Annotated in this window: 25 protein-coding genes and 1 pseudogene; 9 read left to right on the top strand and 17 right to left on the bottom strand. The window is 64.0% G+C overall.

What is annotated here, in order from left to right:
• Nucleotides 1-19: 19 nt before the first annotated feature.
• From ACOYJQ_RS12360 to ACOYJQ_RS12370, 3 genes are read right to left on the bottom strand one after another with little or no spacing between them, the layout of a single operon-like run.
• Nucleotides 20-1,729, bottom strand: a complete 1,710-nt coding sequence (locus ACOYJQ_RS12360) for a dipeptide ABC transporter ATP-binding protein (RefSeq protein ID WP_433458799.1) — start codon at nucleotides 1,727-1,729, stop codon at nucleotides 20-22.
• Entirely contained in the window at nucleotides 1,726-2,631 is a 906-nt protein-coding gene (locus ACOYJQ_RS12365; protein ID WP_433458801.1) for an ABC transporter permease, read from the bottom strand. Before ACOYJQ_RS12365 ends, ACOYJQ_RS12360 begins: the two co-directional genes overlap by 4 nt.
• Before the next feature lie 2 nt (nucleotides 2,632-2,633).
• Nucleotides 2,634-3,584: an ABC transporter permease gene (locus ACOYJQ_RS12370; protein ID WP_433458802.1), complete on the bottom strand. Its 951-nt coding sequence runs from the start codon at nucleotides 3,582-3,584 to the stop codon at nucleotides 2,634-2,636.
• Nucleotides 3,585-3,643: 59 nt separating this feature from the next.
• Between ACOYJQ_RS12370 and ACOYJQ_RS12375 the strand changes: the two genes are divergently transcribed.
• Nucleotides 3,644-3,796, top strand: coding sequence for a hypothetical protein (locus ACOYJQ_RS12375; RefSeq protein ID WP_433458803.1), 153 nt, complete (start codon nucleotides 3,644-3,646; stop codon nucleotides 3,794-3,796).
• 1 nt (nucleotide 3,797) lies between these two features.
• On the opposite strand, the gene ACOYJQ_RS12380 is transcribed toward ACOYJQ_RS12375, so the two are convergent.
• From ACOYJQ_RS12380 to ACOYJQ_RS12390, 3 genes are all read right to left on the bottom strand, one after another.
• The gene (locus ACOYJQ_RS12380; protein WP_433458805.1) at nucleotides 3,798-5,225 is read right to left on the bottom strand and encodes an ABC transporter substrate-binding protein; all 1,428 of its coding nucleotides are present in this window, start codon (nucleotides 5,223-5,225) and stop codon (nucleotides 3,798-3,800) included.
• Nucleotides 5,226-5,802: 577 nt separating this feature from the next.
• Nucleotides 5,803-6,978, bottom strand: coding sequence for an aminotransferase class V-fold PLP-dependent enzyme (locus ACOYJQ_RS12385; protein ID WP_433458807.1), 1,176 nt, complete (start codon nucleotides 6,976-6,978; stop codon nucleotides 5,803-5,805).
• Nucleotides 6,979-7,103: 125 nt separating this feature from the next.
• The gene (locus ACOYJQ_RS12390; RefSeq protein ID WP_433458808.1) at nucleotides 7,104-8,009 is read right to left on the bottom strand and encodes a LysR family transcriptional regulator; all 906 of its coding nucleotides are present in this window, start codon (nucleotides 8,007-8,009) and stop codon (nucleotides 7,104-7,106) included.
• 105 nt (nucleotides 8,010-8,114) lie between these two features.
• On the opposite strand from ACOYJQ_RS12390, the gene ACOYJQ_RS12395 reads away from it, so the two are divergent.
• From ACOYJQ_RS12395 to ACOYJQ_RS12410, 4 genes are all read left to right on the top strand, one after another.
• Nucleotides 8,115-9,296 carry an MFS transporter gene (locus ACOYJQ_RS12395; RefSeq protein ID WP_433458809.1) on the top strand — a complete coding sequence of 394 codons (1,182 nt, stop codon included), beginning with the start codon at nucleotides 8,115-8,117 and terminating at the stop codon, nucleotides 9,294-9,296.
• 11 nt (nucleotides 9,297-9,307) lie between these two features.
• On the top strand, nucleotides 9,308-10,342 hold the full coding sequence (locus ACOYJQ_RS12400; RefSeq protein WP_433458811.1) for an aldo/keto reductase: 1,035 nt from the start codon (nucleotides 9,308-9,310) through the stop codon (nucleotides 10,340-10,342).
• A gap of 172 nt (nucleotides 10,343-10,514) precedes the next feature.
• Nucleotides 10,515-10,823 (top strand): hypothetical protein, encoded by a 309-nt coding sequence (locus ACOYJQ_RS12405; protein ID WP_433458862.1) that lies wholly within the window; start codon nucleotides 10,515-10,517, stop codon nucleotides 10,821-10,823.
• Between the two features lie 71 nt (nucleotides 10,824-10,894).
• Complete coding sequence (locus tag ACOYJQ_RS12410; protein WP_433458813.1) at nucleotides 10,895-11,119, top strand: DUF378 domain-containing protein; 225 nt, start codon at nucleotides 10,895-10,897, stop codon at nucleotides 11,117-11,119.
• A gap of 325 nt (nucleotides 11,120-11,444) precedes the next feature.
• Here ACOYJQ_RS12410 and ACOYJQ_RS12415 read toward each other — a convergent pair whose 3' ends face one another.
• The 6 genes from ACOYJQ_RS12415 to ACOYJQ_RS12440 form a co-directional block, all read right to left on the bottom strand.
• Nucleotides 11,445-11,696, bottom strand: coding sequence for a glycine zipper domain-containing protein (locus ACOYJQ_RS12415; protein ID WP_433458814.1), 252 nt, complete (start codon nucleotides 11,694-11,696; stop codon nucleotides 11,445-11,447).
• A gap of 195 nt (nucleotides 11,697-11,891) precedes the next feature.
• On the bottom strand, nucleotides 11,892-12,404 hold the full coding sequence (locus tag ACOYJQ_RS12420) for a sigma-70 family RNA polymerase sigma factor (protein ID WP_433458864.1): 513 nt from the start codon (nucleotides 12,402-12,404) through the stop codon (nucleotides 11,892-11,894).
• A 245-nt stretch (nucleotides 12,405-12,649) separates the two neighbouring features.
• A complete protein-coding gene (locus ACOYJQ_RS12425) occupies nucleotides 12,650-12,850 on the bottom strand; it encodes a hypothetical protein (protein ID WP_433458815.1) in 201 nt (66 codons plus the stop codon).
• A gap of 367 nt (nucleotides 12,851-13,217) precedes the next feature.
• Nucleotides 13,218-13,454 carry a hypothetical protein gene (locus ACOYJQ_RS12430; protein WP_433458816.1) on the bottom strand — a complete coding sequence of 79 codons (237 nt, stop codon included), beginning with the start codon at nucleotides 13,452-13,454 and terminating at the stop codon, nucleotides 13,218-13,220.
• Between the two features lie 199 nt (nucleotides 13,455-13,653).
• The gene (locus ACOYJQ_RS12435; RefSeq protein WP_433458817.1) at nucleotides 13,654-14,247 is read right to left on the bottom strand and encodes a general stress protein; all 594 of its coding nucleotides are present in this window, start codon (nucleotides 14,245-14,247) and stop codon (nucleotides 13,654-13,656) included.
• 10 nt (nucleotides 14,248-14,257) lie between these two features.
• On the bottom strand, nucleotides 14,258-14,581 hold the full coding sequence (locus ACOYJQ_RS12440; protein ID WP_433458818.1) for a PepSY domain-containing protein: 324 nt from the start codon (nucleotides 14,579-14,581) through the stop codon (nucleotides 14,258-14,260).
• A 357-nt stretch (nucleotides 14,582-14,938) separates the two neighbouring features.
• Between ACOYJQ_RS12440 and ACOYJQ_RS12445 the strand changes: the two genes are divergently transcribed.
• The 3 genes from ACOYJQ_RS12445 (at nucleotide 14,939) to ACOYJQ_RS12455 (ending at nucleotide 17,449) form a co-directional block, all read left to right on the top strand.
• The gene (locus ACOYJQ_RS12445) at nucleotides 14,939-16,318 is read left to right on the top strand and encodes a hypothetical protein (RefSeq protein ID WP_433458820.1); all 1,380 of its coding nucleotides are present in this window, start codon (nucleotides 14,939-14,941) and stop codon (nucleotides 16,316-16,318) included.
• Nucleotides 16,319-16,537: 219 nt separating this feature from the next.
• Nucleotides 16,538-16,756, top strand: a complete 219-nt coding sequence (locus ACOYJQ_RS12450) for a hypothetical protein (protein ID WP_433458821.1) — start codon at nucleotides 16,538-16,540, stop codon at nucleotides 16,754-16,756.
• Nucleotides 16,757-17,017: 261 nt separating this feature from the next.
• Nucleotides 17,018-17,449: a CBS domain-containing protein gene (locus ACOYJQ_RS12455; RefSeq protein WP_433458865.1), complete on the top strand. Its 432-nt coding sequence runs from the start codon at nucleotides 17,018-17,020 to the stop codon at nucleotides 17,447-17,449.
• Nucleotides 17,450-17,594: 145 nt separating this feature from the next.
• Here ACOYJQ_RS12455 and ACOYJQ_RS12460 read toward each other — a convergent pair whose 3' ends face one another.
• Nucleotides 17,595-18,290 (bottom strand): TetR/AcrR family transcriptional regulator, encoded by a 696-nt coding sequence (locus tag ACOYJQ_RS12460; protein WP_433458823.1) that lies wholly within the window; start codon nucleotides 18,288-18,290, stop codon nucleotides 17,595-17,597.
• 46 nt (nucleotides 18,291-18,336) lie between these two features.
• On the opposite strand from ACOYJQ_RS12460, the gene ACOYJQ_RS12465 reads away from it, so the two are divergent.
• Complete coding sequence (locus ACOYJQ_RS12465) at nucleotides 18,337-20,679, top strand: FAD-dependent oxidoreductase (protein WP_433458824.1); 2,343 nt, start codon at nucleotides 18,337-18,339, stop codon at nucleotides 20,677-20,679.
• Between the two features lie 273 nt (nucleotides 20,680-20,952).
• Here ACOYJQ_RS12465 and ACOYJQ_RS12470 read toward each other — a convergent pair.
• From ACOYJQ_RS12470 to ACOYJQ_RS12485, 4 genes and pseudogenes are all read right to left on the bottom strand, one after another.
• Nucleotides 20,953-21,093: pseudogene (locus ACOYJQ_RS12470) on the bottom strand (hypothetical protein); the annotation flags it as partial.
• The gene (locus ACOYJQ_RS12475; protein WP_433458825.1) at nucleotides 21,056-21,193 is read right to left on the bottom strand and encodes a hypothetical protein; all 138 of its coding nucleotides are present in this window, start codon (nucleotides 21,191-21,193) and stop codon (nucleotides 21,056-21,058) included. The gene ACOYJQ_RS12475 and the pseudogene ACOYJQ_RS12470, both read right to left, overlap by 38 nt.
• 14 nt (nucleotides 21,194-21,207) lie before the next feature.
• Entirely contained in the window at nucleotides 21,208-21,576 is a 369-nt protein-coding gene (locus ACOYJQ_RS12480) for a hypothetical protein (RefSeq protein WP_433458827.1), read from the bottom strand.
• 8 nt (nucleotides 21,577-21,584) lie between these two features.
• Nucleotides 21,585-23,747 carry an AAA family ATPase gene (locus tag ACOYJQ_RS12485; protein WP_433458829.1) on the bottom strand — a complete coding sequence of 721 codons (2,163 nt, stop codon included), beginning with the start codon at nucleotides 23,745-23,747 and terminating at the stop codon, nucleotides 21,585-21,587.
• Between the last annotated feature and the right edge of the window lie 197 nt (nucleotides 23,748-23,944).

Genomic DNA, 23,944 nt, shown 5'->3' on the forward strand with positions numbered 1-23,944 from the left:
GGACATGTTCCGGTGCCGCTCAAGCATACAGGGCCACCGGCCGGCTGTCGGCCTTCCGGGCGAGACGCCTTCCGGGGGCCGCGTCCAGCAACTCGCGCGTATAGGCTTCGGCAGGATGACCGAACACCTGCGCCGAGGGGCCCCGTTCGACCACACGGCCGTGGCGCAGAACCACGATGTGATGCGCCACCGAGGCAACCACCGCGAGGTCGTGCGAAACGAGCACGTAGCTCACCCCGAGTTCGCGTTGCAGTTCCCCCAGCAGTTCGAGAATCCGGGCCTGCACAGAGACGTCGAGCGCCGATACGGGTTCATCGAGAAACAACAATTCCGGCTTCAGCGCCAGTGCGCGGGCGATCGCCACCCGTTGGCGCTGGCCGCCGGAAAGCTCGCGCGGCAACCGGTTCAGCGCGGCGCGCGGCAACCGCACCTGATCGATCAGACGTCTCGCCTCGGTCTCCAGAGCCGGCCCCTTGAGAAGACCGAAAGCGCGCAAAGGCTCCACGATGCTTTCAAAGATGGTCAGGCGCGGGTCGAGGGAGGCATAGGGGTTTTGCTGCACGAGTTGCATGCGCTTGCGCAATGGCCGAAACGCCGACCAGCTCAGACGCGAGAGATCGGTTGCGCCGTCGAACACCACCCTGCCGGCGCTCGCCTGCTCCAGCCCCAGAGCGACGCGCAGCGACGTGGTCTTGCCCGAACCCGACTCGCCGACGATGGCCAATGTCTGCCCGGCCGCGACGCTGAAGGAGACCGAGTCCAGAGCCTGAAAACGCCGCGCCTCGCCGCGCCAGAACCGGCCGCGTGCGCCCGGCAGCTCGAACACCTTGCTCACCGCATCGAAGCGCAGTATCTCGCGCGGGGGCAAAACTTGCGAACCGGACGGGATCTGCGAATCGGACAGGGCTTGCGGAGCGGGTCGCCGCGGCACGCTCAGCACGGGCGCCGCCTGCAACAACGTGCGGGTATAATCGTGCGCCGGCGCGGCCAGCACGGCGGCAGGGTCCCCCTCCTCCACGATCCGCCCGGCCTGCATGACCAGCACGCGGTCGGCGCGATCGGCGGCAACACCCAGATCATGGGTGATGATGAGCATGGAAATGCCGTTGTGACGGACCAGCGTCTCCAGATGATCCAGAATGCGCCGCTGCACGGTGACATCGAGCGCCGATGTCGGCTCGTCCGCGATCAGCAGCCGCGGCCGCCCGGCCAGCGCGATGGCGATCAGCACCCGCTGGCGCTGACCGCCCGAAAGCTCGTGCGGATACTGGCGCGCCCGCAGCGCGGGCTGATCCAGGCCGACCTGTTCAAGCAATTCCAGCACGTCGGCGTCCAGCACCCGGCCTCGCGAGCCGCGAACGCGCTGCACGACCTCGCCGACCTGCCGGCCGATCCGCATGGTCGGGTTGAGCGCGACCATCGGATCCTGCGGAACCAGTCCGACGGTGCGGCCGCGCAGTTGTCGCCAGCGCGCTTCGGAGAAATGCGTGACATCGTCGCCCGCGATGCCGATATTCCCCTTGGTGATCCGTGCGTTGCTCGCCAGCAACCCCATGAACGCGCCGGCCAGCGTGGATTTGCCCGAGCCCGATTCACCCACGATGGCGACCGTCTCGCCGGGCCATATGGACAGGCTGACGCCCCTCACGGCCTCGACGTCCCGAAGGCGAACCCGATACCTGACATGGAGATCCTCTACCGCCACCAGCGGCCGGTCGGCGCGGCTCATCGCTGCAACTCCTCAAGGGTCTTGGCTATGTGGTTGAGACTGAACACCACCAGCGCGACGAACAGGCCGGGGAGCAGGGAAACCCACGGGGCGGTCATGAGATAACCGCGCCCCTCGGAAATCAGCGTGCCCCATTCGGCAGCCGGGGGCTGCGCGCCGAAACCGAGAAAGCTCAACGCCGCAACCGCAAGAACGGCGCCGCCGAATTCAAGAATGGCCAGCACGACGACAGGCCCGGAGGAATTCGGCAGAATATGCTTCCACACGATCATCCACCAACCGGTCCCGCAAAGCCGGGCGGCCTCCACGAAGGGAAGCGCCTTGACCTTCAAAACCTCCGAGCGCGTGGTCCGGGCGAATGCGGGGATGCTCCCCACGCCCACGGCGATCGCCACCTGAAGGGTGCCGAAGCCTATCGCGGTGACGATGGCGAGGGCCAGAAGAAGAGCGGGAATGGCCAGGGTCACGTCGACCACCCGCATCAGCACGGCATCGACCTTTCCCCCCGTAAAACCCGAAAGCACTCCCAGCAGCAGCCCGACGACAGCCGCGATCGCGATCGCGAGAACGGTCGCCTGAATCGTCAGTTTCGAGCCGTAAAGCACTCTGGTGAAGAGATCGCGCCCGACATGGTCCGTTCCGAAGAAATGGTCGAGCGAAGGCGGGCGTATCTTGTTGGCCGGCGAAGTGGCGAAGGGATCGTGGCTGGTGAACAGATGCGGGAAAGCCGCCGCGACGATGACGAAAAGAATGAACAGCACCGCAATGCCGAGTCCGGGACGCCGGATCAACAATCCCAGGGCATGGGCGAGCCTCGCCCCCCAGATTTCCGACCGTGTGGAATCGTCGTCCCAGTCATGGACGTCATCAACCAGCCGCGGACGTGAGTTTGCTTCAGCCATATTCAGGTGACTTTCTCGACATGGCGCACGCGGGGATCGACGACGAGATAGAGCAGGTCGACGATCAGATTCACCACGACAAAAGCGGCGGCCGCGATCACCACGATGGCCAGGACGACGGGAACGTCCTGCGCCAGCACGGCTTCCTGCGCCAGCCGCCCGATCCCCGCCCGCGAAAACACCGTCTCCGTGGTCACGGCCCCCGTAACGGTCGCGCCGACCAGAAGCCCCAGGATGGTGAGCGTCGGAAGGGCGGCGTTCTTGAGTGCATGCCGGGTGTAAACCGCGAAATGGGATATTCCCTTCGCCTTCGCCGTCTGGATGTAGGGCTCCCTGAGCGTATCGCTCAGGGAGCGGATCAACACCTGCGCCAGCATCGCCGCCGATGGCAGCGCCATCGTGATGCTGGGCAGGATCAAGGTCTGCCAGCCTTTCGAGCCGCTCGACGGAAGCCACCCCAAACCGAACGCCACAACCTGGATCAGCAGAAGACCGACCCAGAACGAGGGCAGCGAAACGCCGAGGACCGGCAGGCGGCTCAGCAAAACCCGCAAAGGCTTCCACTGGACATAAGTCGCCGCAATCGCGACGGTCAGCCCGATGACCAGGGCGAAGACGACGGAAACCGCGCCGAGCAACGCGGTGCTCGGCAACCGCGAGAACACGATCTCGTTGACCGACTGGCTTTTGGTTGCCGAGGTGCCGAAATCTCCCTGAAGGATACCCGTCAAGTTCGACAAATATTGCTCGACGGGTCCTTTATCCAGCCCGTAGTATTCCTTGACCTTCTGCAACTCCTCAGCGGATAGCGCGTCTATCTGGGTGTCGTTGGTGGCAAGCAGATAGACCAACGTGTCGCCCGGCAACACGTAAAGTATGATATAGGATACCGTGTAAGCGAGCCACAGCACGAATATCGCCTGAATGATCCGGCTGAAGATATAGCCAAGCATTACTTTTCGATCCAGATGTCATTGACGTGGAGAAAAGTTTCTCCGCTGAACTTGACTCCGTGAATCCTGGCGCCGACGGCAGCCTGCTGGGTGCGCGCGAAGACCGGGAAATACGCGCCTTCCTTCAGGATGAAGTCCTGCGCCTCCTCGTAGATGGCCTTGCGCGCCGCCGGATCGGCTTCGGCCAGCCCCTTGTCCAGCAGTTCCTGTAATTTAAGCTGCGATTCCGCGGTAAAACGATTTTTTCGTGACGGCAGATCCCGAATAACGCACGTCCGAATGGGACTGGATCACGGCAGGATCGCCGCGCGTCAGAACGCCCCGCTGCAAATCATAATTGCCGGAAACATAGCGGGCATTGGCATCGCCGGCCGTCACGGGCAGCAAGATCAGCTCAAATCCCGCTTGCTTGACCTGATCCTGGATCAGAACGTCACCGGGCTTTTCCTCGGTAATCGGATAGACAACCGTCAGCTTCTTCCCGTCCCGATAGCGATATCCGTCGTTTCCGGGCAGCCAGCCCGCATTCTCAAGTATTCTGGCGGCGCCCTCCGGGTCATGAGCCAAACCCTCGGACTGGGACTTGTAATATAGAGTCGAAGGCTCGATCACGCCTTCGGCGACAGGAAAATGCTTGCCGTAAATCGTCGCGGCATAGCTCTTCCGATCAATGGCTTTCTGGAATGCCTGGCGAACCTCGGCGCTCGAGAACGGGCGGTCGTAGTTTACATTCGGATATATGCTCTCGGTTATGCCCGGAATGGAGCGCTGAATTATGCTCAACCCTTTTCCGATGATGTAGTTGTAATCCTCATTGGTAAAGGGGTCTCTCGGCCAGGCAATGTCGACCTCGCCCGCGATCACGCTTCCGACCCTGTTGCTGCTCTCCGGGATATAACTTACGATAATTTCATCCAGATACGCTTCACCTTTATTTTCGCCGACCTTGGATGGCCATGCGTAGCCCGCGCGCCTTTTCAGAACGATCCTCTCCTCCGGGGAATATTCCTCAAGGGTGAAGGGGCCGGAACCGATTATCTTTCCCAGATTCCGGTCCCGGATCGTGCTGCTTTTATACGAAGCGGGAGCCAGAATTCCGAGATTCGTCGTAGAGGTCGCCTGCAAGAAGGCCGCGTTTGGAACGCTGAAATTGACCCGCACCGTGTATTCATCGATCACTTCCGACGACTTGTAACCGTCGATGTAGGATTTTCCGAAAGCGGTCGGAAGCTCCTTGAGCAGCGCGATGTTCGAGTCGAACGAAAGCTTCACGGCCTCGGCGTTGAACTTTTCACCATTGCTGAACGTCACGTCGTCACGCAGATAAAAAGTGTACTGCGTGGCGTCGTCGTTCAGTTCCCACCGCGTGGCCAGCCAGGGAATAATCTCTCCGGTTTCCGGGTCCTGATCGGTAAGCTGATCGACCACGGCCCGCAACACCGAACGATGCTCGATCCAGTAGACCTGAAACGGATCGAGGCTGACCAGGCCGGTGTTGTCGCTGCGGAAGGCGATCTTCAAGGCCCCGCCGCGCTGGATATCGGCCGGCTGCGCCTGCGCCGGAAGAGACAGGCCGCCCGCGACCACAGAGGCCAGGATGACGCCGGAAAGGCGGTTGAAACCGCGTCGGGTGAAATTCATTGTCCGCTCCTGTCGTGTCGGATGTCAAACGCCCTGCCGATGTCAGGCATCTGCGATCCAGCCGCCGGCAGCAGCGCGCAAGTCGCCCGGCTCACGAAAACGTGGCGCGGAACTCGAACTGCCGAAGTGTCACAAAGCCCCATGGAAGACCTTTCTTTGCCGCCGGGTCGGCAAGCGTCATCAATTTGCATAAAATCTATAGACTTTGCAAGGTGCATTGAACCCGAATGGACCTGCATGGAAAAATTTCGCACCGCCTCAGGTGGCCGCCACATCGGGACATGACGGCTTCTCGGCTTTCCGTTGAAATGCCGGAAAGATGTAAGATTTTGATTTTATGCATTTTCTTTACGCAAAGCGGCATTCGCTTCGCTTGAAAGCGCTTTATCCGGCAGTTTGAGGAAAGTCTTTTTCGCAGGGGCCTACGCCACCACGGCGACGCTTCGCGGCGATGAGCCGATGCCCGGACCGGCGGCCGTCCTGCGCGGAATCAGGTTGTGCGTGAACTTGCGTTCAATTCGATGGACCGACTTGAACGCAAACCGCTCTAAATGATTCCATTCAATCGATAAGCGCTCTATGCGGCCAGCCCGCGACAGACTTCCACCAGCCGGGCGAGTTCCGCCTCGGTGTTGAAATAATGCGGCGAGGCGCGGACCAGCGTCGGCAGGGATCGGGCCGTCGCATCCAGCAGCGTGCTGGAGGGCCGCGAGATGCTGACGTTGATGCGTTGCCGCGACAACGCGGATTTTACTGCGTCCGCCGCCTTGTCGCCGATTGAAAATGAGACGATGGCAGCGGGATGCGGCCCGAGATCATGAACCGCGATGCCGGGAGATGCGCGCAACTCCGCCCGCAGCAAGTCCCCCAGGGCGCGACAGCGTGCCTCGATCTCACCCATGCCCAGCGACAGCGCGTAATCCGCAGCAACTCCCAGCCCCAGGCGCGCGGCATAGTTGTTTTCCCAGGTCTCGAAACGCCGTGCGTCGGAACGGAGTTCATAGCGTCCGGGCGCGACCCAGGGCGCGGCGAAATGGTCGATCATCGGCGGATGCAACGCGCCGATCATCTCTCTGCGCACGTAGAGAAATCCGGTGCCGCGCGGCCCGCGCAGAAACTTTCTTCCGGTAGCCGACAGCATGTCGCAGCCCAGTCGGGACACGTCGACCTGCATCTGCCCCACGGCCTGACAGGCGTCCAGCAGATAGGGAATGCGGTGCTTGCGGGCGATCCGGCCGACCTCGGCCGCGGGATTGACCAGCCCGCCATTGGTGGGGACCCATGTGATGGCGATCAGCCGCACGCCGTCATCGATCATGCCCTCCAGCGCCGCGGGGTCCAGAACCCCGTCTTCGTCATCCGGTATCACATCGATCACGACCCCGTGCTTCCGCGCGGCATGCAGAAGCGCCACGTAATTGGCTGCATATTCCGCCTGCGCGGTCAGGATGCGGTCTCCGGGCCGGAATGACAGGGCGTAGAACGCCATCTGCCAGGCCACGGTCGCGTTCTCGGTCAGGGCGATTTCGTCGGGTTCGGCGCCGATCAGGCGGGCGATGCTGTGATACACCGCATCGAGCCGCGACCCGGCCTCGTCCGCGGCCTCATAGCCGCCGATCTCGGCTTCCCGGCGCAGATAGCCGGTCATCGCCTCCAGCACCGGCAACGGCATCAGCCCCGCGCCCGCATTGTTCAGGTGGAGGCGTCGGGCGATGCCGGGCGTCTCATCGCGGACAGCCGTCAGGTCGATCATGATGGAATGCTCTGTTCGAATGCCGTGTCAGGATACGGCATATTGCCCGCCCGCGTCAGCGGTGGCAATTCCCGCTCGCGTGGGACCGCACGGGGCCGACCGGCGATTGCGCGACGCCATGCGGATCAGGACATCCTGCCTCTTTCGGCAAGGAAATCGAGCAGCGCCCGGACACGTGACGGCAGCGGGCCGCCCTGACCGACATAGACGGCGTGGAAGGCTTCGCGGTCGCCCGGATTGAGATGTTCGAGCACCGGCACGAGGCGTCCGGCGGCGATGTCGGCGCGTATGGTGAAGGCCGCGAGGCGGGCGAGGCCGACACCGGCGAGCGCCAGTTGCCGCAATCCCTCTCCGTCGCTCACCTGCACGCGCCCCGTGGCCGGCACGACGGTGACTTCTCCTTCGTCGCGCAGCGGCCAGCCATCGACCGCCCGCACATAGCCGAAGCCGAGGCGATTGTGACGTTCGAGATCGGCGATGGTGCGCGGTTCGCCGCAACGCTCCAGATAAGAGGGCGCGGCGACGATCGTCAGCGCCGTCTCGCCCAGCTTGCGGGCGACGAGGCTCGAGCTTTTCAGGGGGCCGGCACGGATGGCCACATCCATGCGCTCCGCCAGAAGGTCGACGACGGTATCGGTCTGGACGACATCCAGCGTGACGCCGGGATGAAGCGCCAGGAACGCCGGCAGCGCCGGTGCAAGGATATGGGTGGCGTATGACGCGCTGGTGCTGACCCGCACGCGCCCGGCCGGCTGCTCGCCGAGGCCCGCCGCGCGTTCGGCGTCCTCGATATCGGCAAGGATGCGCGTCGCCCGCTCGTAGAAAGCGCAGCCCTCCGGTGTGAGGATGAACCGGCGGGTGGAGCGGTTGAGCAACCTCGCTCCGAGGCGCGTTTCCAGCCGCGCGATGAGCTTGCTCACGGCCGAAGGCGTCATGCGCGAGGCCCGCGCGGCGGGCGAGAAGCCGCCGAGTTCGACCACACGGACGAACACTTCCATCTCGCCGGACCGGTTGGTCTCAATCCGCACCATAGTGACTTCATCTCACAGGTGATGTTCTTATGCGCATTCTATTTCATCCGATGCGGAAGGTCTATCTTCCCGGAAACCGATCCGAACCGGGACTGGAACCGCATCATGCCGCTGGCGCTTTATGCCCTGACGGCCGGCGCCTTTGGCATCGGCGTCACCGAATTCGTCATCATGGGTCTTCTGCTGGAAATCAGCCGGGAGTTGAATGTCTCCATTGCCGCCGCGGGACTTCTGATCTCCGGCTACGCGCTCGGTGTCACCGTCGGCGCGCCGGTGCTGACGGCGCTTTCCGCACATTGGCCGCGCAAGCGGGTGCTGGTCGGGCTGATGGCGATCTTCGTCATCGGCAACGCCGCCTGCGCGCTCGCGCCCACCTACGGCTGGCTGATGGCGGCGCGCGTTCTGACGGCGCTCACCCACGGCACGTTCTTCGGCGTGGGGGCGGTTGTGGCGACCGGTCTCGTCACTGACGACAGGCGCGCCTCGGCCGTCGCCGTCATGTTTACCGGCCTGACGGTGGCGACCGTGCTCGGCGTGCCCTTCGGCACCTGGCTCGGGCAAACCCACGGTTGGCGTGCCACGTTCTGGGCCGTTACGCTCGTCGGCATCGCTGCGCTCGCCGTTCTGGCCGCGCTGGTGCCGCAGGATCGGGCGCAGCCGGAGGCTGCCGACTGGCGGGCCGATCTGCGCGCCATCGTCCGCCGTCCGGTTCTGCTCGGGCTGCTGACGACCGTGCTCGGCTATGCCGGCGTCTTCGCCGTCTTCACCTATATCGCGCCGCTGCTGACCGAAATCGGCGGTTTCGACGCCAGCGCCGTCTCGCCGGTTCTGCTGGTCTTCGGCGGCGGGCTGGTCGTGGGCAACCTGCTGGGCGGCAGGCTCGCCGACAGCAATCTCGTCCGCGCCATTTTCGGCACGCTGGCCGCGCTCGCCCTCGCGCTCGCGGTCATGACCTTCGCCTTCCATAGTCAGGTCGCCGCCGTGATCTTCACCGGACTGCTCGGCGCAGCCGGCTTCGCCACGGTCGCGCCCCTTCAGATGTGGGTTCTCTCCAAAGCCGAGGGCGCGGGCCAAAGCCTCGCATCCAGTTTCAACATCGGCGCCTTCAATCTCGGCAACGCCATCGGCGCATGGGCGGGCGGCATGGTCATCGACCACGGACCGGGCCTCGCTCTCGTGCCGATGGCGGCCGCGCTGTTCCCGCTTCTCGCCATCGCCACCGCGCTGACCGCCGTCCGGGCAAGCCGGCGCCCGATGGCGTCTCCTTCCTCCAATCCCGTTCTCTGAGGAGTGATTTCATGGACTATCGACCGCTTGGCAAATCCGGTCTCAAGGTGCCTGTCCTGAGCTTCGGCACGGGCACCTTCGGCGGCTCCGGTCCGCTGTTCGGCAACTGGGGCAACTGCGACGCGACGGAAGCGCGCCGTCTCGTCGACATATGTCTGGAGGCCGGCGTCAACCTGTTCGACACGGCCGATGTTTATTCCGACGGCGCCTCGGAGGAAGTGCTGGGCGAAACCGTCAGGGGGCGGCGCGACAAGGTGCTGCTTTCCACCAAGGCGAGCTTGCCCCTGGGCGACGGTCCCAACGATGCCGGCTCGTCGCGCCCGCGGCTGATCCGCGCCGTGGAGGGGGCGCTGCGCCGTCTCCGGACCGACTACGTCGACCTGTTTCAGCTTCACGCCTTCGATGCCGGCACGCCGGTCGAGGAGGTGCTGTCCACGCTCGACGCGCTCGTGCGCGCCGGCAAGATCCGCCATGTCGGCGTCTCCAATTTCTCCGGCTGGCAGGTGATGAAATCGCTGGCCGTGGCCGACCGCTACGGCTGGCCGCGCTACGTGGCCCATCAGGTCTACTATTCCCTCGTCGGGCGCGACTACGAATGGGAGCTGATGCCGCTCGGGCGGGATCAGGGCCTCGGGGCGCTGGTCTGGAGCCCGCTCGGCTGGGGGCGGCTTACCGGGAAAATCCGCCGCGGCTCGCCGCTGCCCGAAGGCAGCCGCCTGCACGAGACCGCGAGCTTCGGCCCGCCGGTGGACGACGCGCATCTCTACCGCGTGGTCGACGCTCTCGACGCCGTCGCGGAGGAGACCGGCAGAACCGTTCCGCAGGTCGCGCTCAACTGGCTCCTGCAACGCCCGACCGTTTCCTCGGTCATCATCGGCGCGCGCAACGAGGAACAGCTTCGCCAGAACCTCGGTGCAATCGGCTGGAACCTGACGCCCGAGCAGATGGCGAGGCTGGACGACGCCAGCGCCACGACCGCTCCCTACCCTTATTTTCCCTATCGTCGGCAGGAAGGCTTCGCACGGCTTGATCCACCGATGACCTGATGTGATGCGGGAGCATCCGGGGCTGAAAGGCGAAGGCGCGCCCGCCTGCCCGCCTTCGCCGAAATTCCCCGCCCCCAACGATGTTTTATCGCGAGTTCTCGCGGCAATCGCGGAACAACAGGTCATTGAGCAGGTTTGGAGCCCGAGTATTCCGAAAAAAGGAACCTGCGCCATGACGGACGATAATGTGAAGACCATCCGGGCTACGTTCGCGACCAGGGAAGCCGCCGATCGCGCAGTCGAGCATCTCGTGCAGCAGCACGGCATTGCGCGCGCCGACGTCTTCGTGCGGGCAAGCGACATGAAGAACTCCGCCGGCACGTCGCCATCGGGCGGCGATGTGGCGCAAGGGGAAGCAAGTCGCCCTGACGCGCCCCTTCACGGGGAGATCGAGGTTTCGGCCGATGTGACGATCGAAGAAGCGGCAAAAGCCGAACAGGCTTTTCGCGACGCGGGCGCCGCCGATATCGAGGTGCGATAACCGACGGACCATCGCCCGGCCTGTGGCCGGGCAGGCGCGCCCTCCCTCATTGCTTGCGAGGAACGGATACGATGCATGCTCTGAATGTCGTCACCCTGCTTCTGGTGATACTGGGCGGATTGAACTGGATGTTCGTCGGCCTGCTTCAGATCGACCTCGGCGCCGCCATCTTCGGCGGGCAGGATGCGCAGCCCGCCCGGATCGCCTATGTGCTGGTAGGATTCTCGGCGGCCTGGCAGCTCTTCCAGTTCTTCAGCTCTCTCACCGACGACGACATTGTCAACCCGCGACGCTGAATATAATTTACACTGAAGAAATATTCTCTTGATGAATTATATATTAATAAACTATTATTATCTGAATAAATGTGAAATTCAAGTCGATACGATAGCACACCTGACAGGTTTCAGCTCGTCACCTGCTCGACCTTTTGGAAATCGCGGCATCGGCCGGCTCGGCAAAGCGGACGGTTTGCCGTCGCCGACGTCCGGATCCTGTCCACGGTCACGAACAGCCTCCAAGAGCAGTTTGCGTTCAAGTCGACTGATCGATTTGAACGCAAGTTGCGGTAAAATATGAAATCCGGAGCGGCATGACGATTCCGCTTGAATGCACGCCGTTCTAGGGGCAAGGCGCCGTATAGCGGGAACCATAAGCATCCTGGTAAACGCAATAACCTGGCTCGCTCGCGTTGCCGATCAGCGCGCCGACCGTGGCGCCGACCGCGCCGCCTACCGCCGCGCCTGCAACATTGCGGGAGACTGCGCCGCCCACCGCCGCGCCCGTCGCGCCGCCGATGACGGCGCCGCGCTCCGTCGGGGTACAGGCGGCAACGAGGGCTACCAGCCCCAATATGACAAGTATCTGCTTCATCATCTTCCTCCTGATGTTCACGATAGCCCTAATCAAGGGAAGGCCGTTTTGTTCCCGATCCGCCGCGCTCTCGACGGATCGGGAACGGATGCTCCATCGCGCCGGGCCGGATGCGCCCGTCTGAAAAACGGATATATAAATAAATAGATATAAAAACCGGGATCTGGATTCAATGCGGTTTTCCCGGCGCCGGGACTACCGGTTCGGATCGACGGTATGGCGCTCGTCGCGCTCCAGGGAAGAGGCTGCGGAGGTTTCGCCCAGTTCCTCCAGAAGCCGGAGGCGCGCCCGGCTCAGCCGGCTCTTGACCGTGCCCATCGCGCAACCGCATATGGCGGCGGCCTCATCGTAGGAAACGCCCAGCACGCCGATCAGCACCAGCACCTCGCGCTGCTGTTGCGGCAGACGCTGGATCGCACGCGCAAGCTCGCGTCCGCGCACCGACCATTCCTGCGTGGAATCGGAGCTGGCTTGCAACGAAACGCAGTCGGTCGCTCCGGGCGCCTCTCGCGTCTCGATCTTCACCTTGGTGTAAAAGGCGTTGCGCATGATCGTGAAAAGCCACGACTTCATGCTGGTGCCCGGCCGGAATTGACCGATGGCCGACAAGGCACGGACGAGGGTTTCCTGCACCAGATCGTCCGCCGTGTCCGGATTGCGGTAGAAGGTTCTGGCGAAGGCCCGCATGGCCGGAATCAACCGCACGATTTCCTCTTGGGAAAGTTCCGTGTGGGAAAGTTCCTTGTGGGAAGACTCCACTCGGCCAGCGGGCGATTCCTGCTCTTTCAGCTCCGGCACAGGGCTGTCTCCTCGTTGCACGCTGGACAAGCCACTGAAGGCTCAATTCAGGCCCGAAGAGAAAGTTCCTCCTGATTCTCGAAAATCGCGGCCCACGGTCCGGCGGAGCGTCACGGCCTTGAAGCCGCCGCATCCATAAGGCCGCCGGAGAAAAATCATATGTCGGTCGGGCTTTCCTCGCCGATATGCCGCTTGCGCAGTTCGACGAGCGCCGCCTGCAATTCCAGCGCGAGTTCAAGCAGCCGCGCCGGCGCGGCCTCGTTTTCGATCTCGCGCAGCAGGCGATCGAACTCCCCCGGCAGCGCTTCGGTCCCGTCGGCGTCAAGGTCGTTCGGGGGGCGATCGTGGATATGCATCAAGCGCGCCTCAACTGTTCCGGTTCCCTCCTTACTGGTATCAACACGCCAGACATGCATTTCAAGATAGCGGCCAGGTTTTCACAATAAATTTATGCGTTTCGACGCCGGGACGCCGAACGCCCTTTGCCATGTCGGTCAAGCGATGATCGCTTTGCTTTTGCGGGGAATTATGGGCGGAGGAAGCGCGCGCGCCGCCCGGATCGCCGGTCTCGCAACCGCGATGCTGCGGGCGTCGTCGATTACGGCCTGATGCCGTCCCGTCTCACTCCGGGATGGGAGCTTGCCCTCTCGTCACCGGAAACCGTTCCACGACGCCGGGAACCGCAGTTCCTGACGATCGTCGGCCTTGAAAGCCGCACGATACTCAATCGACCCGGTCGACCAGTTTGGTCGCACCTTCCTGCGCGGCGCAATGGGCGCAGCAATAGATGATGTCGCCCTGCTCGACCCCGTGGCCGACGATCTTGCAGCCGCAGTGCGGACAGACGGGGGCCAGTTTATGGACGGCGCATTCGAAACTGTCGAAGACATAGATTTGCCCGGCCATGATCACCTCGAACGATTTGTCGTATTCATTGCCGCATTGATCGCATTTGGCCATGTCGTATCTCCTTCTATGGAGGCAGCGAATCCGCGCGAGCCGCCGGCTTCGCCATCGGACGGAACCGCCCGCTTGCCGAGGCGTTCCGGCCGATCGAATGATTCCATCTGACCGGAACGCGCTCCGTGATTCATGGAGACGGGTTGCGCGGACGGAAAGTCACCGTCGCGCAACCCGCCGTTCGTGGGGCGTCCCGATCTCACAACGGGTTGCGATACCGTTCGCGCAACCGTTGCCTCTCCTCCGGCGTGTAGAGCGGCGCGCCTTCGTCGAAATGCGTCCATCCCTCGCCTTCGAAGGCGCGGCGGCGCGCCTGGGGATCGACAGCATTCGATTGACTCAGAATGACCGTCGCCGCATCGACATGCGCTTCGTTGACCCGCGCCACGACGATCGTGCCCCCTCGGCGAACTCCTTCGGCGTAGAATTCCGCTTCGCCCTCGGGAATCCCGGATTCCGTCAGCGCGCCGATCAGCCCGCCCGCCACACCGCCGGCCACGGCGCCCGCCGCGGCTCCGCTGAGCGTCGCCACCAGCCAACCCGCCGCAACGACCGGCCCGACGCCCGGAATGGCGACGAGGCCAAGGCCCGCGAGCAAACCGCCGGCGCCGCCGGCGACAGCGCCAAGGCCGGCGCCGGTTCCCGCTCCCTCGGCGGCGAGATTGCCGGCATCGGCACGCTCGTCATGAGAGATGATGCTGATGTCGCCGGAGTCTACACCTGCCGCCTCGAGATCGGCGACGGCACGGCGGGCATCGTCGTAAGTATCGAACAATCCTGTAATCGTCGGCATGTTTTCCTCCTTACTGCTCAACCACGTTGCCCTGAAAGTCGACGCCGACGCCGACCGTCGCGCCGTCTTTGGTCGCGGTTCCCCGCCATACGCCATCGGCGTCGAGCGCCAGCGCGCCGACATCGGTGTAGCCATTGTCGGCGATGCGCGCCCGCGCCTGCTCCTCGGTAAAGCTGTTTTCTCCGGGAACCGGAACCGCGCGGTCCGGCGTTCCGGGCGCGGTGATCGTGGGCGGAGTGACGTCGTTGCCCGGCGCAGGCGGAGGAACCTGCTGAGCGAACGCTGTGGCGGAGGCGAATGAAATCGCCGCCAAAGTCACGAATGTCGTTTTCATGATGTCTCCTCTCCGGCGCAGTTTTGCAGCGCCTGAAAGGGAAAGAACGACACGGGCCGCTTGGTTCCGCGCCGGACCGTCAATTTATGACATTCAGCCCGGCATTCTTCTGTATTGTCGCGCCAGAGTAAAATCTACAAAATTTATTTGCTATTTTTATAAAACGAAAATACTCCCGATAACCTATCATAACAGTAAACTTGAACTGAACAATTTCATCAATGAATATAAATTTTGGAACAATACATATCATGAATGGTTCGGTCGTTGCGCAAATACGACCCCGCGCATTCGGAAACATCCCGGTTTCCGAAAGGGTGACTGTTATCTCAACACGCCCCAAGTTGGAGGAACTGCATGGCTAGGCAACCATCCAATCCTGAAAATCCCGACAAGGAGAACGAAAGTCCGGCAGAGGGCAAGACTGGCGAGGCTGAACCCGCCCGCACGCCGGGAGCGGATACTTCATCCCGATCCGATCCTCTGTCTGACCTGCGCAAAGCGCACAGTGAATTGACGGACCTACTCGATACCATCAAAAAGAAAACTCCCGACAGGCAGAAGGAAAACATTCAACAGTTTAAACAGCGCTGGCTTCAGCACTCCCTGATCGAAGAAGAGTTGCTTGTTCCGCAGATAGAAAGCCGGAACATCGACAGCCCGGAACTTCTGGAGGGCGAAGTCAAGCGTGATCTGGCCAAGCTGTTGATCGTCAACCTGGATGCGGACGAGGCGGAGAAGGCGGCGGGCGCGGCGACGTTGCGCGTCGTGGATGCGCTCGTCCGGCAGCTCGTCGAGGCCGAAGAGAAGCCCGGGACGGGATTGTTCGCCCGTATTCAATCCTTCAACGTCCCCAATCTCGCGGAAAAGATATCCAGGCGAAAAGAAGAACTGGAACAGGGCGATCTCCCCGATCCTGTTCTGCATCATCTGTCCATCGAACACTTCACATCCCCAACCAATGAACAGGAGAGTAACGTGACCAATCGCGAACGTGATGCACAAGGACGCTTTGTGAGCGAGGATGATCGCAACTACGGCGGCCGGCGCCAGGGCGATGACGACAGGAACAATCGTCGCTACGACGATGATCGCCGTGGCGGTTCCTACAGCCGCTCGCGCGATGACGACGACCGCCGCTATGGCCGCCATGACGAGCGCCGCTCCCCGGACCGGGACCGCGACTATGACGAAGACCGCCGCGGTCGCTCCTACAGCCGCTCGCGGGACGACGACGATCGCCGCTATGGCCGCAGGGACGATGAGGGCTACAGCCGCGATCGCGGTCAGGGCGGCTGGTTCGGCGATCCCGAAGGCCACGCGGAAGCGGCGCGCCGGGGATGGGACGAACGCCGCTCATCCGACCGCGACTATGACGAAGACCGTCGCGGTCGTTCCTACAGCCGCTCACGCGACGACGACGATCGCCGTTACGGCCGCAGGGACGATGAGGGCTACAGCCGCGACCGCGGTCAGGGCGGCTGGTTCGGCGATCCCGAAGGCCACGCGGAAGCGGCGCGCCGGGGATGGGATGAACGCCGCTCATCCGACCGCGACTATGACGAAGACCGTCGCGGTCGTTCCTACAGCCGCTCACGCGACGACGACGATCGCCGTTACGGCCGCAGGGATGACGAAGGCTACAGCCGCGATCGCGGCCAGGGCGGCTGGTTCGGAGACCCTCAGGGGCATGCGGAAGCGGCGCGCCGGGGATGGCGTAACCGTGACGATTATTGACCGATCGTCGCCGGCCGGAGCGCGTTCCGACCAGATGGAAACATTTGATCGATAGCTCGAAATCAGGAATCCGGGGGCTTTCCGCGTTTCAACAAGACGGGGAGAGCCCCCGGCCCCTCGTCGATGCATCGGGCTTTTCCGACCTGAAGAGCCGCGAAGCGAAAAGGGCACGCGCTTTCCGGCGCGATGTTCCGAGAGGCGATCCGGAGGAGCAGGGATATGGGGCTCGAACCGAGAGAACTGAACCAAGAGGAGGCGGAGCGCTTTGGCGTGGCGCCCGGATGGTGGGCTGTCGATGAAATCGGAACGCCGGTGCTCGGCCCCCACCCTTCGCGCGAAGGCGCGCTGATCGGCATCGCCCGGAGCGGCAGGCGCGACGATGACGCGCCGGGAAACGAAAACACCGAGCAGGGCAACCGGAACGGCCCGCGGACATGATGCGCGGGGCCTCATTCGACCTGCGCGGCGAAGCATGCGGTTTTCGCGCTTCTCGACGCCGTTGCCGGAGCGCCCGCGTCTGTTTTTTGCCCGAAAACGGAACAAATGCCGGATCTTCAGGTTGGACCGGTATCCGCGCAGGCCATCATCCGAGCGGGAAAATGCGGCCCCGTCGGAGCCATGCGTGCCGCGACGCGGCAAGCCCAGGTTCGCGCAAGCCGGAACTCGCGCGGGGCAAAGTTCGCATTGGAGGAACCCAAAATGCAAGTATCGGAAATCATGAGTCGTGACATCGTCATCGTCAATCCTGATGAAACGATCGTCCAGGTGGCCAAGAAGATGGCCGACAACGACGTGGGCTTTTTGCCCGTGGGAGAGGACGATCGGCTCGTGGGCACGATCACCGACAGGGATATCGTTGTCAGGTGCGTCGCCGAAGGCAAGGACCGCGACACCAGAGTGCGCGACATCATGTCCTCTGACGTCAAGTATTGTTTCGAGGACGAGGATATCGATCACGTCACGCGGAACATGGGCGACATTCAGGTGCGGCGGCTGCCGGTCGTCAACCGTGACAAGCGGTTGACAGGCATTGTGTCGCTGGCCGATACGGCGCAGGAAAAGCCGTCGGTCGCCGGCTCCGGCCTGCGCAGGATCACCACGCCGAGCGGCGCGCATAACCAGGTCAATTGACGACGACCATTAATAATCCCCGACAAAACCTCCGGGTTGAGGATGGCCGATGGATTTTGGTCATCCTGTCAATCCGGTTTTTCCTGGCGCCGAACGCAGTCGATGCCGGTTGCATCGGCGAGGATCGGCGACGAACCCGTGCGCATCAGGCTGGCCCCACCACCAATTGGACGAACCGCCGGCCGACGCGTCGTGCATGCGCCTGCCGCGCGGCATGGGTGGAATGGCGCTGGCCGAGCGGGCCGTCGAGCAACAGCGCAGACAGGCCGTGGACGTAGGCCCAGTACAGGTCCTGCAATTCTTCGTCGGCGTCCGGGCCGTGCACCAGGTGCACGAGGCGTTCCAGCTCGCCGTGCGCGCGCCGGCTCGCGGAAACGGCGCCGGGGAAGCGGGCGGGATCGCATAGGTCAGGGCTGAACATCAGACGGAACAGACCGGGATTGGCCAGAGCGAAGCCGATGTAGGCCTCGCCGCTTGCTTGCGCCGCCGCCTGCGCGCCACCCTGCGCGGCGCAGTCTATCCCTTTCGCCAGGCTGCACGCCAGCTCATCGAAGCCCTCGGTCACCAGTTCGGCCAGGATCGACTCACGGTCGCCGAAATGGTGGTACGGAGCCTGATGCGTGACCTGCGCCCGCCGCGCCACCTCGCGCAGGCTGAACGCGGCCACGCCCTGCTCGTTGAGCAACGCGCGAGCGGTCGTCAGGATCTGCCGACGCAACGGCGCCGCGACGCGCTCGGCGCCGGACCGCGATGGCTGCGATGGGGGTTTGGACGTCTGGGGTTTGGGTATTTTCTGAACCGACATGGCCAGATTGTTGAGGCATCGGCTTGACAGTGTCAAGTCAGCGCCCTAGCCTCCTAGACACTGTCAAGTCGCGGAGACTACGATGGACATGGACGCGCAAGACCTGAAACCCGACGCGATCGTCATCGGCTCGGGCATTGGCGGCCTGACCGCAGCGGGCTTGCTGGCCGGCGTGGCCGGGCGGCGTGTGCTGGTGCTGGAGCAGCACACCGAACCCGGCGGCTTCACGCACGCCTTCCGCCGCGACGGCGCGAGCTGGGACGTGGGGCTGCACTATGTCGGGCAGCTCGATCCCGGCGCGCCGGCACGCGCCTACTTCGACTACCTTTCGGGCGGCGCGCTGCAATGGAACCGCATGCCTGACGAATTCGAGCATTTCCACTACCCCGGTCTGCATATGGCGGTGCCGTCGGACCCACAGCGCTATCGCGATCGTCTGGCTCAGCGCTTCCCCGAGGAGGCCGGGGCGATCGACCGCTACTTCCGTGCCGTGCGTCGCGCAGCCGCCTGGTCGACGCTCGGCCTCAGCCGCGCCATGGTGCCGCGGCCTTTCGCGCCGCTGCTGCGGCTGGCCGAACGCCTCTCCGGCGGCACGGCCACGCAGCCCACGGCCCGCGTGCTCGAACGCCTGGTGCGCTCGCCGCAACTGCGTGCGCTGCTGACCACTCAATGGCTGGACTACGGGCTGCCGCCCGAGCAAAGCGCGTTCGCGATTCATGCCCAGATCGTCGCTCACTACCTTGACGGCGCCTGGTATCCCCAGGGCGGCGCCGGTCGTGTCGCGCGCACCTTCGAGGCCGGCATCGAGCGTGCCGGCGGCGCGGTTCGCGTGGCGCAGCAGGTGGAGCAGATCCTTGTCGAAGGCGGCCGGGCCGTGGGCGTGCGCGTGATCGACCGCCGGGGCGCCTCGCCACGCGCGTTGGTGTATCGTGCGCCGGTCGTCATTTCCGATGCCGGAGCCCCGCTCACCTACGAGAAGCTGCTGCCGACCGATGGTCCGGTCGGGCGTCTGACGGCGCCGCAGCGCGCCTTGATGGCCACTCTTCAGAACGGGCGGCATGCCCGGCTGAGCACGGTGACGCTGTATCTGCGGCTCCGCGCTTCGGCCGCGACGCTCGGCGTGCAGGGCGAGAACCACTGGATCAACGCCGACTTCGACCACGACGACACCGAGGCCATGAGCCGGGGCCTGTTGCAGGGCCGGCCGCGACGGCTGTACCTGTCGTTCCCGTCGCTGAAGAGCGGCGACGAGCTTGTGCCGACGGCCGAGATCATGAGCCCCGTCGACGCCGCCGCATTCGACGCATGGCGCGGCACCTCCAGGGGCTCTCGCGGCGCCGACTATCTGGCGTTGAAGGAGCGTATCGGCGACGGCATGCTGGCGCTGGCCGACACGGCCGTGCCGGGATTGCGCGACCTTGTCGCATACGCCGAGTTGTCGACGCCGCTGACCATCGAGCATTACAGCATGCATCCTCATGGCAGGATCTATGGCCTTCCGGCCACGCCCGAGCGCCAGCGTTCCGGCCTGCTGGAGCCGCGCACGCCGGTGCCGGGCCTGTTCCTGACCGGCGCCGACGCGGCGTGTCTCGGCATCGTCGGTTCGCTCATGGGCGGCGTCGGTGCGGCGTGCCAGGCGCTGGGGTCTGGGGGCTACCTGCGGATCCGGTCGGCATTGCGCGGTTCGCGGCCGGTCGCGGCGGCTGCAACGGTCGCGACCGCGGCGGAGCTGCCGCGCGGCAAGGCGTATGCGGTGCTGACAGGGCGTCGAGGGCTCACGGACACCATCCTGCGCGTCGAATTCGAGCTCGATCGCGCGTTCGGCTCCTTTGCACCGGGCCAGTTCGCCCGCATTCGTGTTGCGGATTTCGACTGGCGAGACTACTCGATCGCAGCGCTCGACGGCCGCCGCATCACGTTCCTGATCAGCACGCGGACCGGCGGCCCCGGCTCGCGTTTCGCCGCCGGAGCGGCACTGGGAACCCGCACCGTCGTGGAAGGCCCGATGGGCCGGTTCACATTATCCGATGGGCCGCGCCGCCCGGTGTTCGTCGCCACCGGCACCGGGCTCGCACCGTTCCTGCCGATGTTCGAACAACTCTCCCGCGCGGGAACGCTGGCAGGGGCAACGCTGTATTTCGGCTGCCGAACACGGGCCGACGACATCACCTCTCAGGCCGCGGCATTGCCGGGCACCGTGGTCCTGTGCCTCAGCAAGGATACAGGCGAAATCCGCGCAAACGAAGCCGAAGGTGCGCCGCCGCCACGTACTTTCCCCGGCCGAGTGACCGACGCGCTGGCAACGTGTGATGTCGACCCGGAGGGCACCGACTTCTACATATGCGGATCGGGAGCAATGGTAGCCGACACCGCCGCGCTCCTGGCGCGACGCGGCGCACGGCACGTGTTCAGCGAATTGTACTGAACGCGCCGGGCTATGACGGTGGCGCAGTGCAGGCGGAAGAATGATGAAGTATCCGGGCGGAGGGCCGGCCAAGAGTTGAGCAAGAGTTGAAAACTGCGTCGACATGGAAACAGAAGCCGCCGAGGAAAACAGCAAATCCCGGTTCAGATGGTGACACGCCGCCGGCGTCAAATCCGCCTGCTCCATGCCGATGGAATAATGCATGACGAAGCCGTGCATGAGGTGCGGGCGGCTCTCGCGCAGACGGTTGACGACATACCAGCCGTAGCGGTAGCCATCGCCGCGCATCAGCGGGAAGCGCGCACCGGCGCGCCGTATCTCGTGCAGCACCTTGATCTCGCTCAACCCGCCCATGCGGAGCGGCAGCACCTGTCCCTCAATCGTAATGCCCTCCCTCCTCGCCCTTGCCGGCATTCTTCTTGCCCTGCCACCCGCCCATCCACGGGCTTCGCGACGATGGAAGCCGATCCCGCCGGCTCGACGCTGTCGGCTGGAAAAGGGGCTGTTGCACCATCAACCGATCCGTCGTCATTCAGCGAAATCAGGAAGCCGTTTTTTTCCGCCGAGAGGCCATAGGGCGGCGCATCGGGCAGCCTGTCGTAAGCTTTTGCCAGCGAAGCCAAAATACTCATCGCAGAATCTCCGGCGAATGGGGCGCGGGCACCGGACGACGCCGTTCTCCAGTTTCGCCCGGAAGAACAGCGACGGACGATCCTTTGCCTGGTGGTCGATGTCCCACAGCATGAGGCCGATATCGCAGGTCTCGTCGCCGGCTTTCGGCAGAGGCTGACCGGCAGGCAACAGCGCGAAGCGGGCCGCGAATTCGCGGGTGCCAAGACAGGGCCGATGAAAGCACTGCCCGCGCGACGCGCACCGGTTGAAGTTGTCGAAATGCATGAAGCCGATCACACGAAGCCGATCGGCCGGCCTGCGCCGGGTTTCAGCGCAACCTCCCCTTTCAGCATCTCCCCCAGGATTCGCGCGTCGGAGGTGCGCAACACCCTTGCCTTGCGGGCCACCACCACGAAATCGCCGGGCGTCAGCGGGTCAAGCCGCAGCACACGGGCCGGCGCCTCGCAGCCGAAATGCAGGCGGAAAGCCTTCGCGATCTGCGCACCCGTCATGGCGCCGAACCGGACCTTGAACAGAAAGCGCCGCTGCACGGCGGGGTCGAGACGCTCCGGCGCGTTGCCGGTTGCCGCGAACGGCAGGGGATGGCGTTCCATCCAGGTCAGCATCTCGTTGACCTGGCTCACCTCCCAATTGCGCGCGGCGCCGGTTCGGTCGGCGAGCAGCGAGTCCGCCTCGTCGAAGATGAGAAACATCCGGTTGTCGAGCGCTTCGCGAAAAGCCTCGGCGATGTTCGCCTCCGTCTGGCCGACATACATTCCAAGCAAATCGGAGCCGCGCTTTTCCAGCACCTCAAGGCCGAGACACTCGGCCAGATGACGGGCAAAGGCACTTTTCCCCGTCCCCGGCAGGCCGGTGAACAGGAAAGACAGCGCCCCCGGTCCCGCAGCCGTCACACGCTCCTCAAGCGACGCCAGATCGACATCCGCCGACGACAGTGCAGCGTCGAACCGCGCTCCATGGGGCAACGGCAGGGCCGGTTCCCGCCCGCTCAGCACCTTGTGGATCGAAAGGGCGGAGGCGACGGCAATCTCTCCCACCTCGACGGCCTCTTCGCCCGCTCCCGCAGCGCCGAGGCGCGCCGCCTTGAGGGCGGACGCGATGACGGCCGGCGCCACGGGCATCTGCGCAAGCCTGTCGCGACTCCCGGAATCGAGGGAAATGCCGGACGCCCCGACATGACGGTCGACGATGCGCCTGCGCATCGCAATGCCCGGCCGTCTGAACTCGACGACCCGCGCCATGCGCCGCAGGACCGCTTCCCCAAGACGCCACGGATGGTTGGTGATCCAGATGGTCGGGACAGCGCTCGTCTCGATCAGCCGGTTGAGAAACACCTTCGACCCGCGCCGGTCCGCCCCATGCCCCGTATCGACGCCGACGAAAATATCATCGGCCTCATCCACCACCACGAGCGTTCGCCCGGCGCTCCATCCGAGCGCCGAGAGAAAGGACAGATGCGCCAGCCGGTCCGCCCGGCTCGGCTCCTGAAGGCGCTCATTCGCTTCTCCGGCAAAGACGACACGCGCGTCGCAGAGAGCCCCCAGCAAAGTTGCGAACTCGGTCTTTCCCGTCCCCGGATCACCGTGAAACAGGATATTGATGCCTTGTTCACGGGTTGCGAAAGCTCCATCGAGGATATTCGCGACATCATCCACGACCCGGCCGAGATGGCGGAAGTCCGACCGCTCCAATGTCGAAGAACGGGGCTGGCCGAACAGGCTTTGTTCCAGAAGGCGGGGATCGTCCGTATCCTTTTTCAACAGATCGGCGAGCACCGCGGAGGGAGCAAAAGTGCCGCCGTACCGGTCCTCGACGAGCCCGAACCGCCGCAGCGGGGCATTCTTGCCGAGATAATCGTTGATGGCCCACTTCGGGATGCCCGACAACGCACAAACCATCCCGCCGCTGACCTCTCCATCGTCGAGACACCCGCTTCCCGATGACGACGCGACGCCGATGCCAAATTCATCGGCAAAACCGCGATCCGTATGCAGCAGCGTGGCAAAGGAGCGACAGGACGTCACGTAGGTCAACCGGAACAAGATGCCCAGGATCAGCGCGCTGCGATCATCGAGCGCCAGCGTCGCGCAGACCCAATCCAGGCGGCGTTGCAGCGCCGACGGCGCAGGGGCGGCAATCCGGTTTGCCGGAATAACCTCGGGCGGCAGCTTTACGGAGACGACCGGCGGCAACTCGGTGTCGCCGCCCTCGCCCCGGTAAGCCCCCAGTTGCGGAATGGACAGATTCAGGCTCTCTGCATTGGCCAGGTACCATTTCACGACATTTGCGGAAAAGACGTAGTGCTCGCCTTTCCTGAGCAAGCCGACATAGGCCAGCACCATCGCCCGCAGCATGTAATGCTCGAAGGCGTCGTTCTCCGGCGCTGACGACGTGAGCAGGGCATGCCCCCTCACAAGACGATCAAACAGCTCCATCACGCCCACCTTCCGCGCTTTATCGTCCAAGATTCGTTCATGCAGTCTCGATCGGCGGAACACGGTACAACAGATCGTGGACCGACACCGGGCCTCGGGTAATCCCGCGCCGCCCGAAAGGGTACCTTGACCACAGCCGACCGATGGGCATAGTAACTATACGGACTGTCGAACCGCGTCAAGATGCGTATAGTTTT

This window comes from Pseudochelatococcus sp. (assembly GCF_050946405.1).
GTDB lineage: Bacteria > Pseudomonadota > Alphaproteobacteria > Rhizobiales > Beijerinckiaceae > Pseudochelatococcus.

Coding starts and splice junctions, on each gene's coding strand:
- ACOYJQ_RS12385 (WP_433458807.1), bottom strand. CDS start 6,978: ATGATCGACCTGACGGCTGTCCGCGATGAGACGCCCGGCATCGCCCGA.
- ACOYJQ_RS12435 (WP_433458817.1), bottom strand. CDS start 14,247: ATGCCGACGATTACAGGATTGTTCGATACTTACGACGATGCCCGCCGT.
- ACOYJQ_RS12455 (WP_433458865.1), top strand. CDS start 17,018: ATGCAAGTATCGGAAATCATGAGTCGTGACATCGTCATCGTCAATCCT.
- ACOYJQ_RS12475 (WP_433458825.1), bottom strand. CDS start 21,193: ATGGTGCAACAGCCCCTTTTCCAGCCGACAGCGTCGAGCCGGCGGGAT.
- ACOYJQ_RS12370 (WP_433458802.1), bottom strand. CDS start 3,584: ATGCTTGGCTATATCTTCAGCCGGATCATTCAGGCGATATTCGTGCTG.
- ACOYJQ_RS12360 (WP_433458799.1), bottom strand. CDS start 1,729: ATGAGCCGCGCCGACCGGCCGCTGGTGGCGGTAGAGGATCTCCATGTC.
- ACOYJQ_RS12480 (WP_433458827.1), bottom strand. CDS start 21,576: ATGCATTTCGACAACTTCAACCGGTGCGCGTCGCGCGGGCAGTGCTTT.
- ACOYJQ_RS12395 (WP_433458809.1), top strand. CDS start 8,115: ATGCCGCTGGCGCTTTATGCCCTGACGGCCGGCGCCTTTGGCATCGGC.
- ACOYJQ_RS12450 (WP_433458821.1), top strand. CDS start 16,538: ATGGGGCTCGAACCGAGAGAACTGAACCAAGAGGAGGCGGAGCGCTTT.
- ACOYJQ_RS12390 (WP_433458808.1), bottom strand. CDS start 8,009: ATGGTGCGGATTGAGACCAACCGGTCCGGCGAGATGGAAGTGTTCGTC.
- ACOYJQ_RS12465 (WP_433458824.1), top strand. CDS start 18,337: ATGGACATGGACGCGCAAGACCTGAAACCCGACGCGATCGTCATCGGC.
- ACOYJQ_RS12445 (WP_433458820.1), top strand. CDS start 14,939: ATGGCTAGGCAACCATCCAATCCTGAAAATCCCGACAAGGAGAACGAA.
- ACOYJQ_RS12425 (WP_433458815.1), bottom strand. CDS start 12,850: ATGCATATCCACGATCGCCCCCCGAACGACCTTGACGCCGACGGGACC.
- ACOYJQ_RS12440 (WP_433458818.1), bottom strand. CDS start 14,581: ATGAAAACGACATTCGTGACTTTGGCGGCGATTTCATTCGCCTCCGCC.
- ACOYJQ_RS12485 (WP_433458829.1), bottom strand. CDS start 23,747: ATGGAGCTGTTTGATCGTCTTGTGAGGGGGCATGCCCTGCTCACGTCG.
- ACOYJQ_RS12430 (WP_433458816.1), bottom strand. CDS start 13,454: ATGGCCAAATGCGATCAATGCGGCAATGAATACGACAAATCGTTCGAG.
- ACOYJQ_RS12400 (WP_433458811.1), top strand. CDS start 9,308: ATGGACTATCGACCGCTTGGCAAATCCGGTCTCAAGGTGCCTGTCCTG.
- ACOYJQ_RS12415 (WP_433458814.1), bottom strand. CDS start 11,696: ATGAAGCAGATACTTGTCATATTGGGGCTGGTAGCCCTCGTTGCCGCC.
- ACOYJQ_RS12410 (WP_433458813.1), top strand. CDS start 10,895: ATGCATGCTCTGAATGTCGTCACCCTGCTTCTGGTGATACTGGGCGGA.
- ACOYJQ_RS12365 (WP_433458801.1), bottom strand. CDS start 2,631: ATGGCTGAAGCAAACTCACGTCCGCGGCTGGTTGATGACGTCCATGAC.
- ACOYJQ_RS12405 (WP_433458862.1), top strand. CDS start 10,515: ATGACGGACGATAATGTGAAGACCATCCGGGCTACGTTCGCGACCAGG.
- ACOYJQ_RS12380 (WP_433458805.1), bottom strand. CDS start 5,225: ATGAATTTCACCCGACGCGGTTTCAACCGCCTTTCCGGCGTCATCCTG.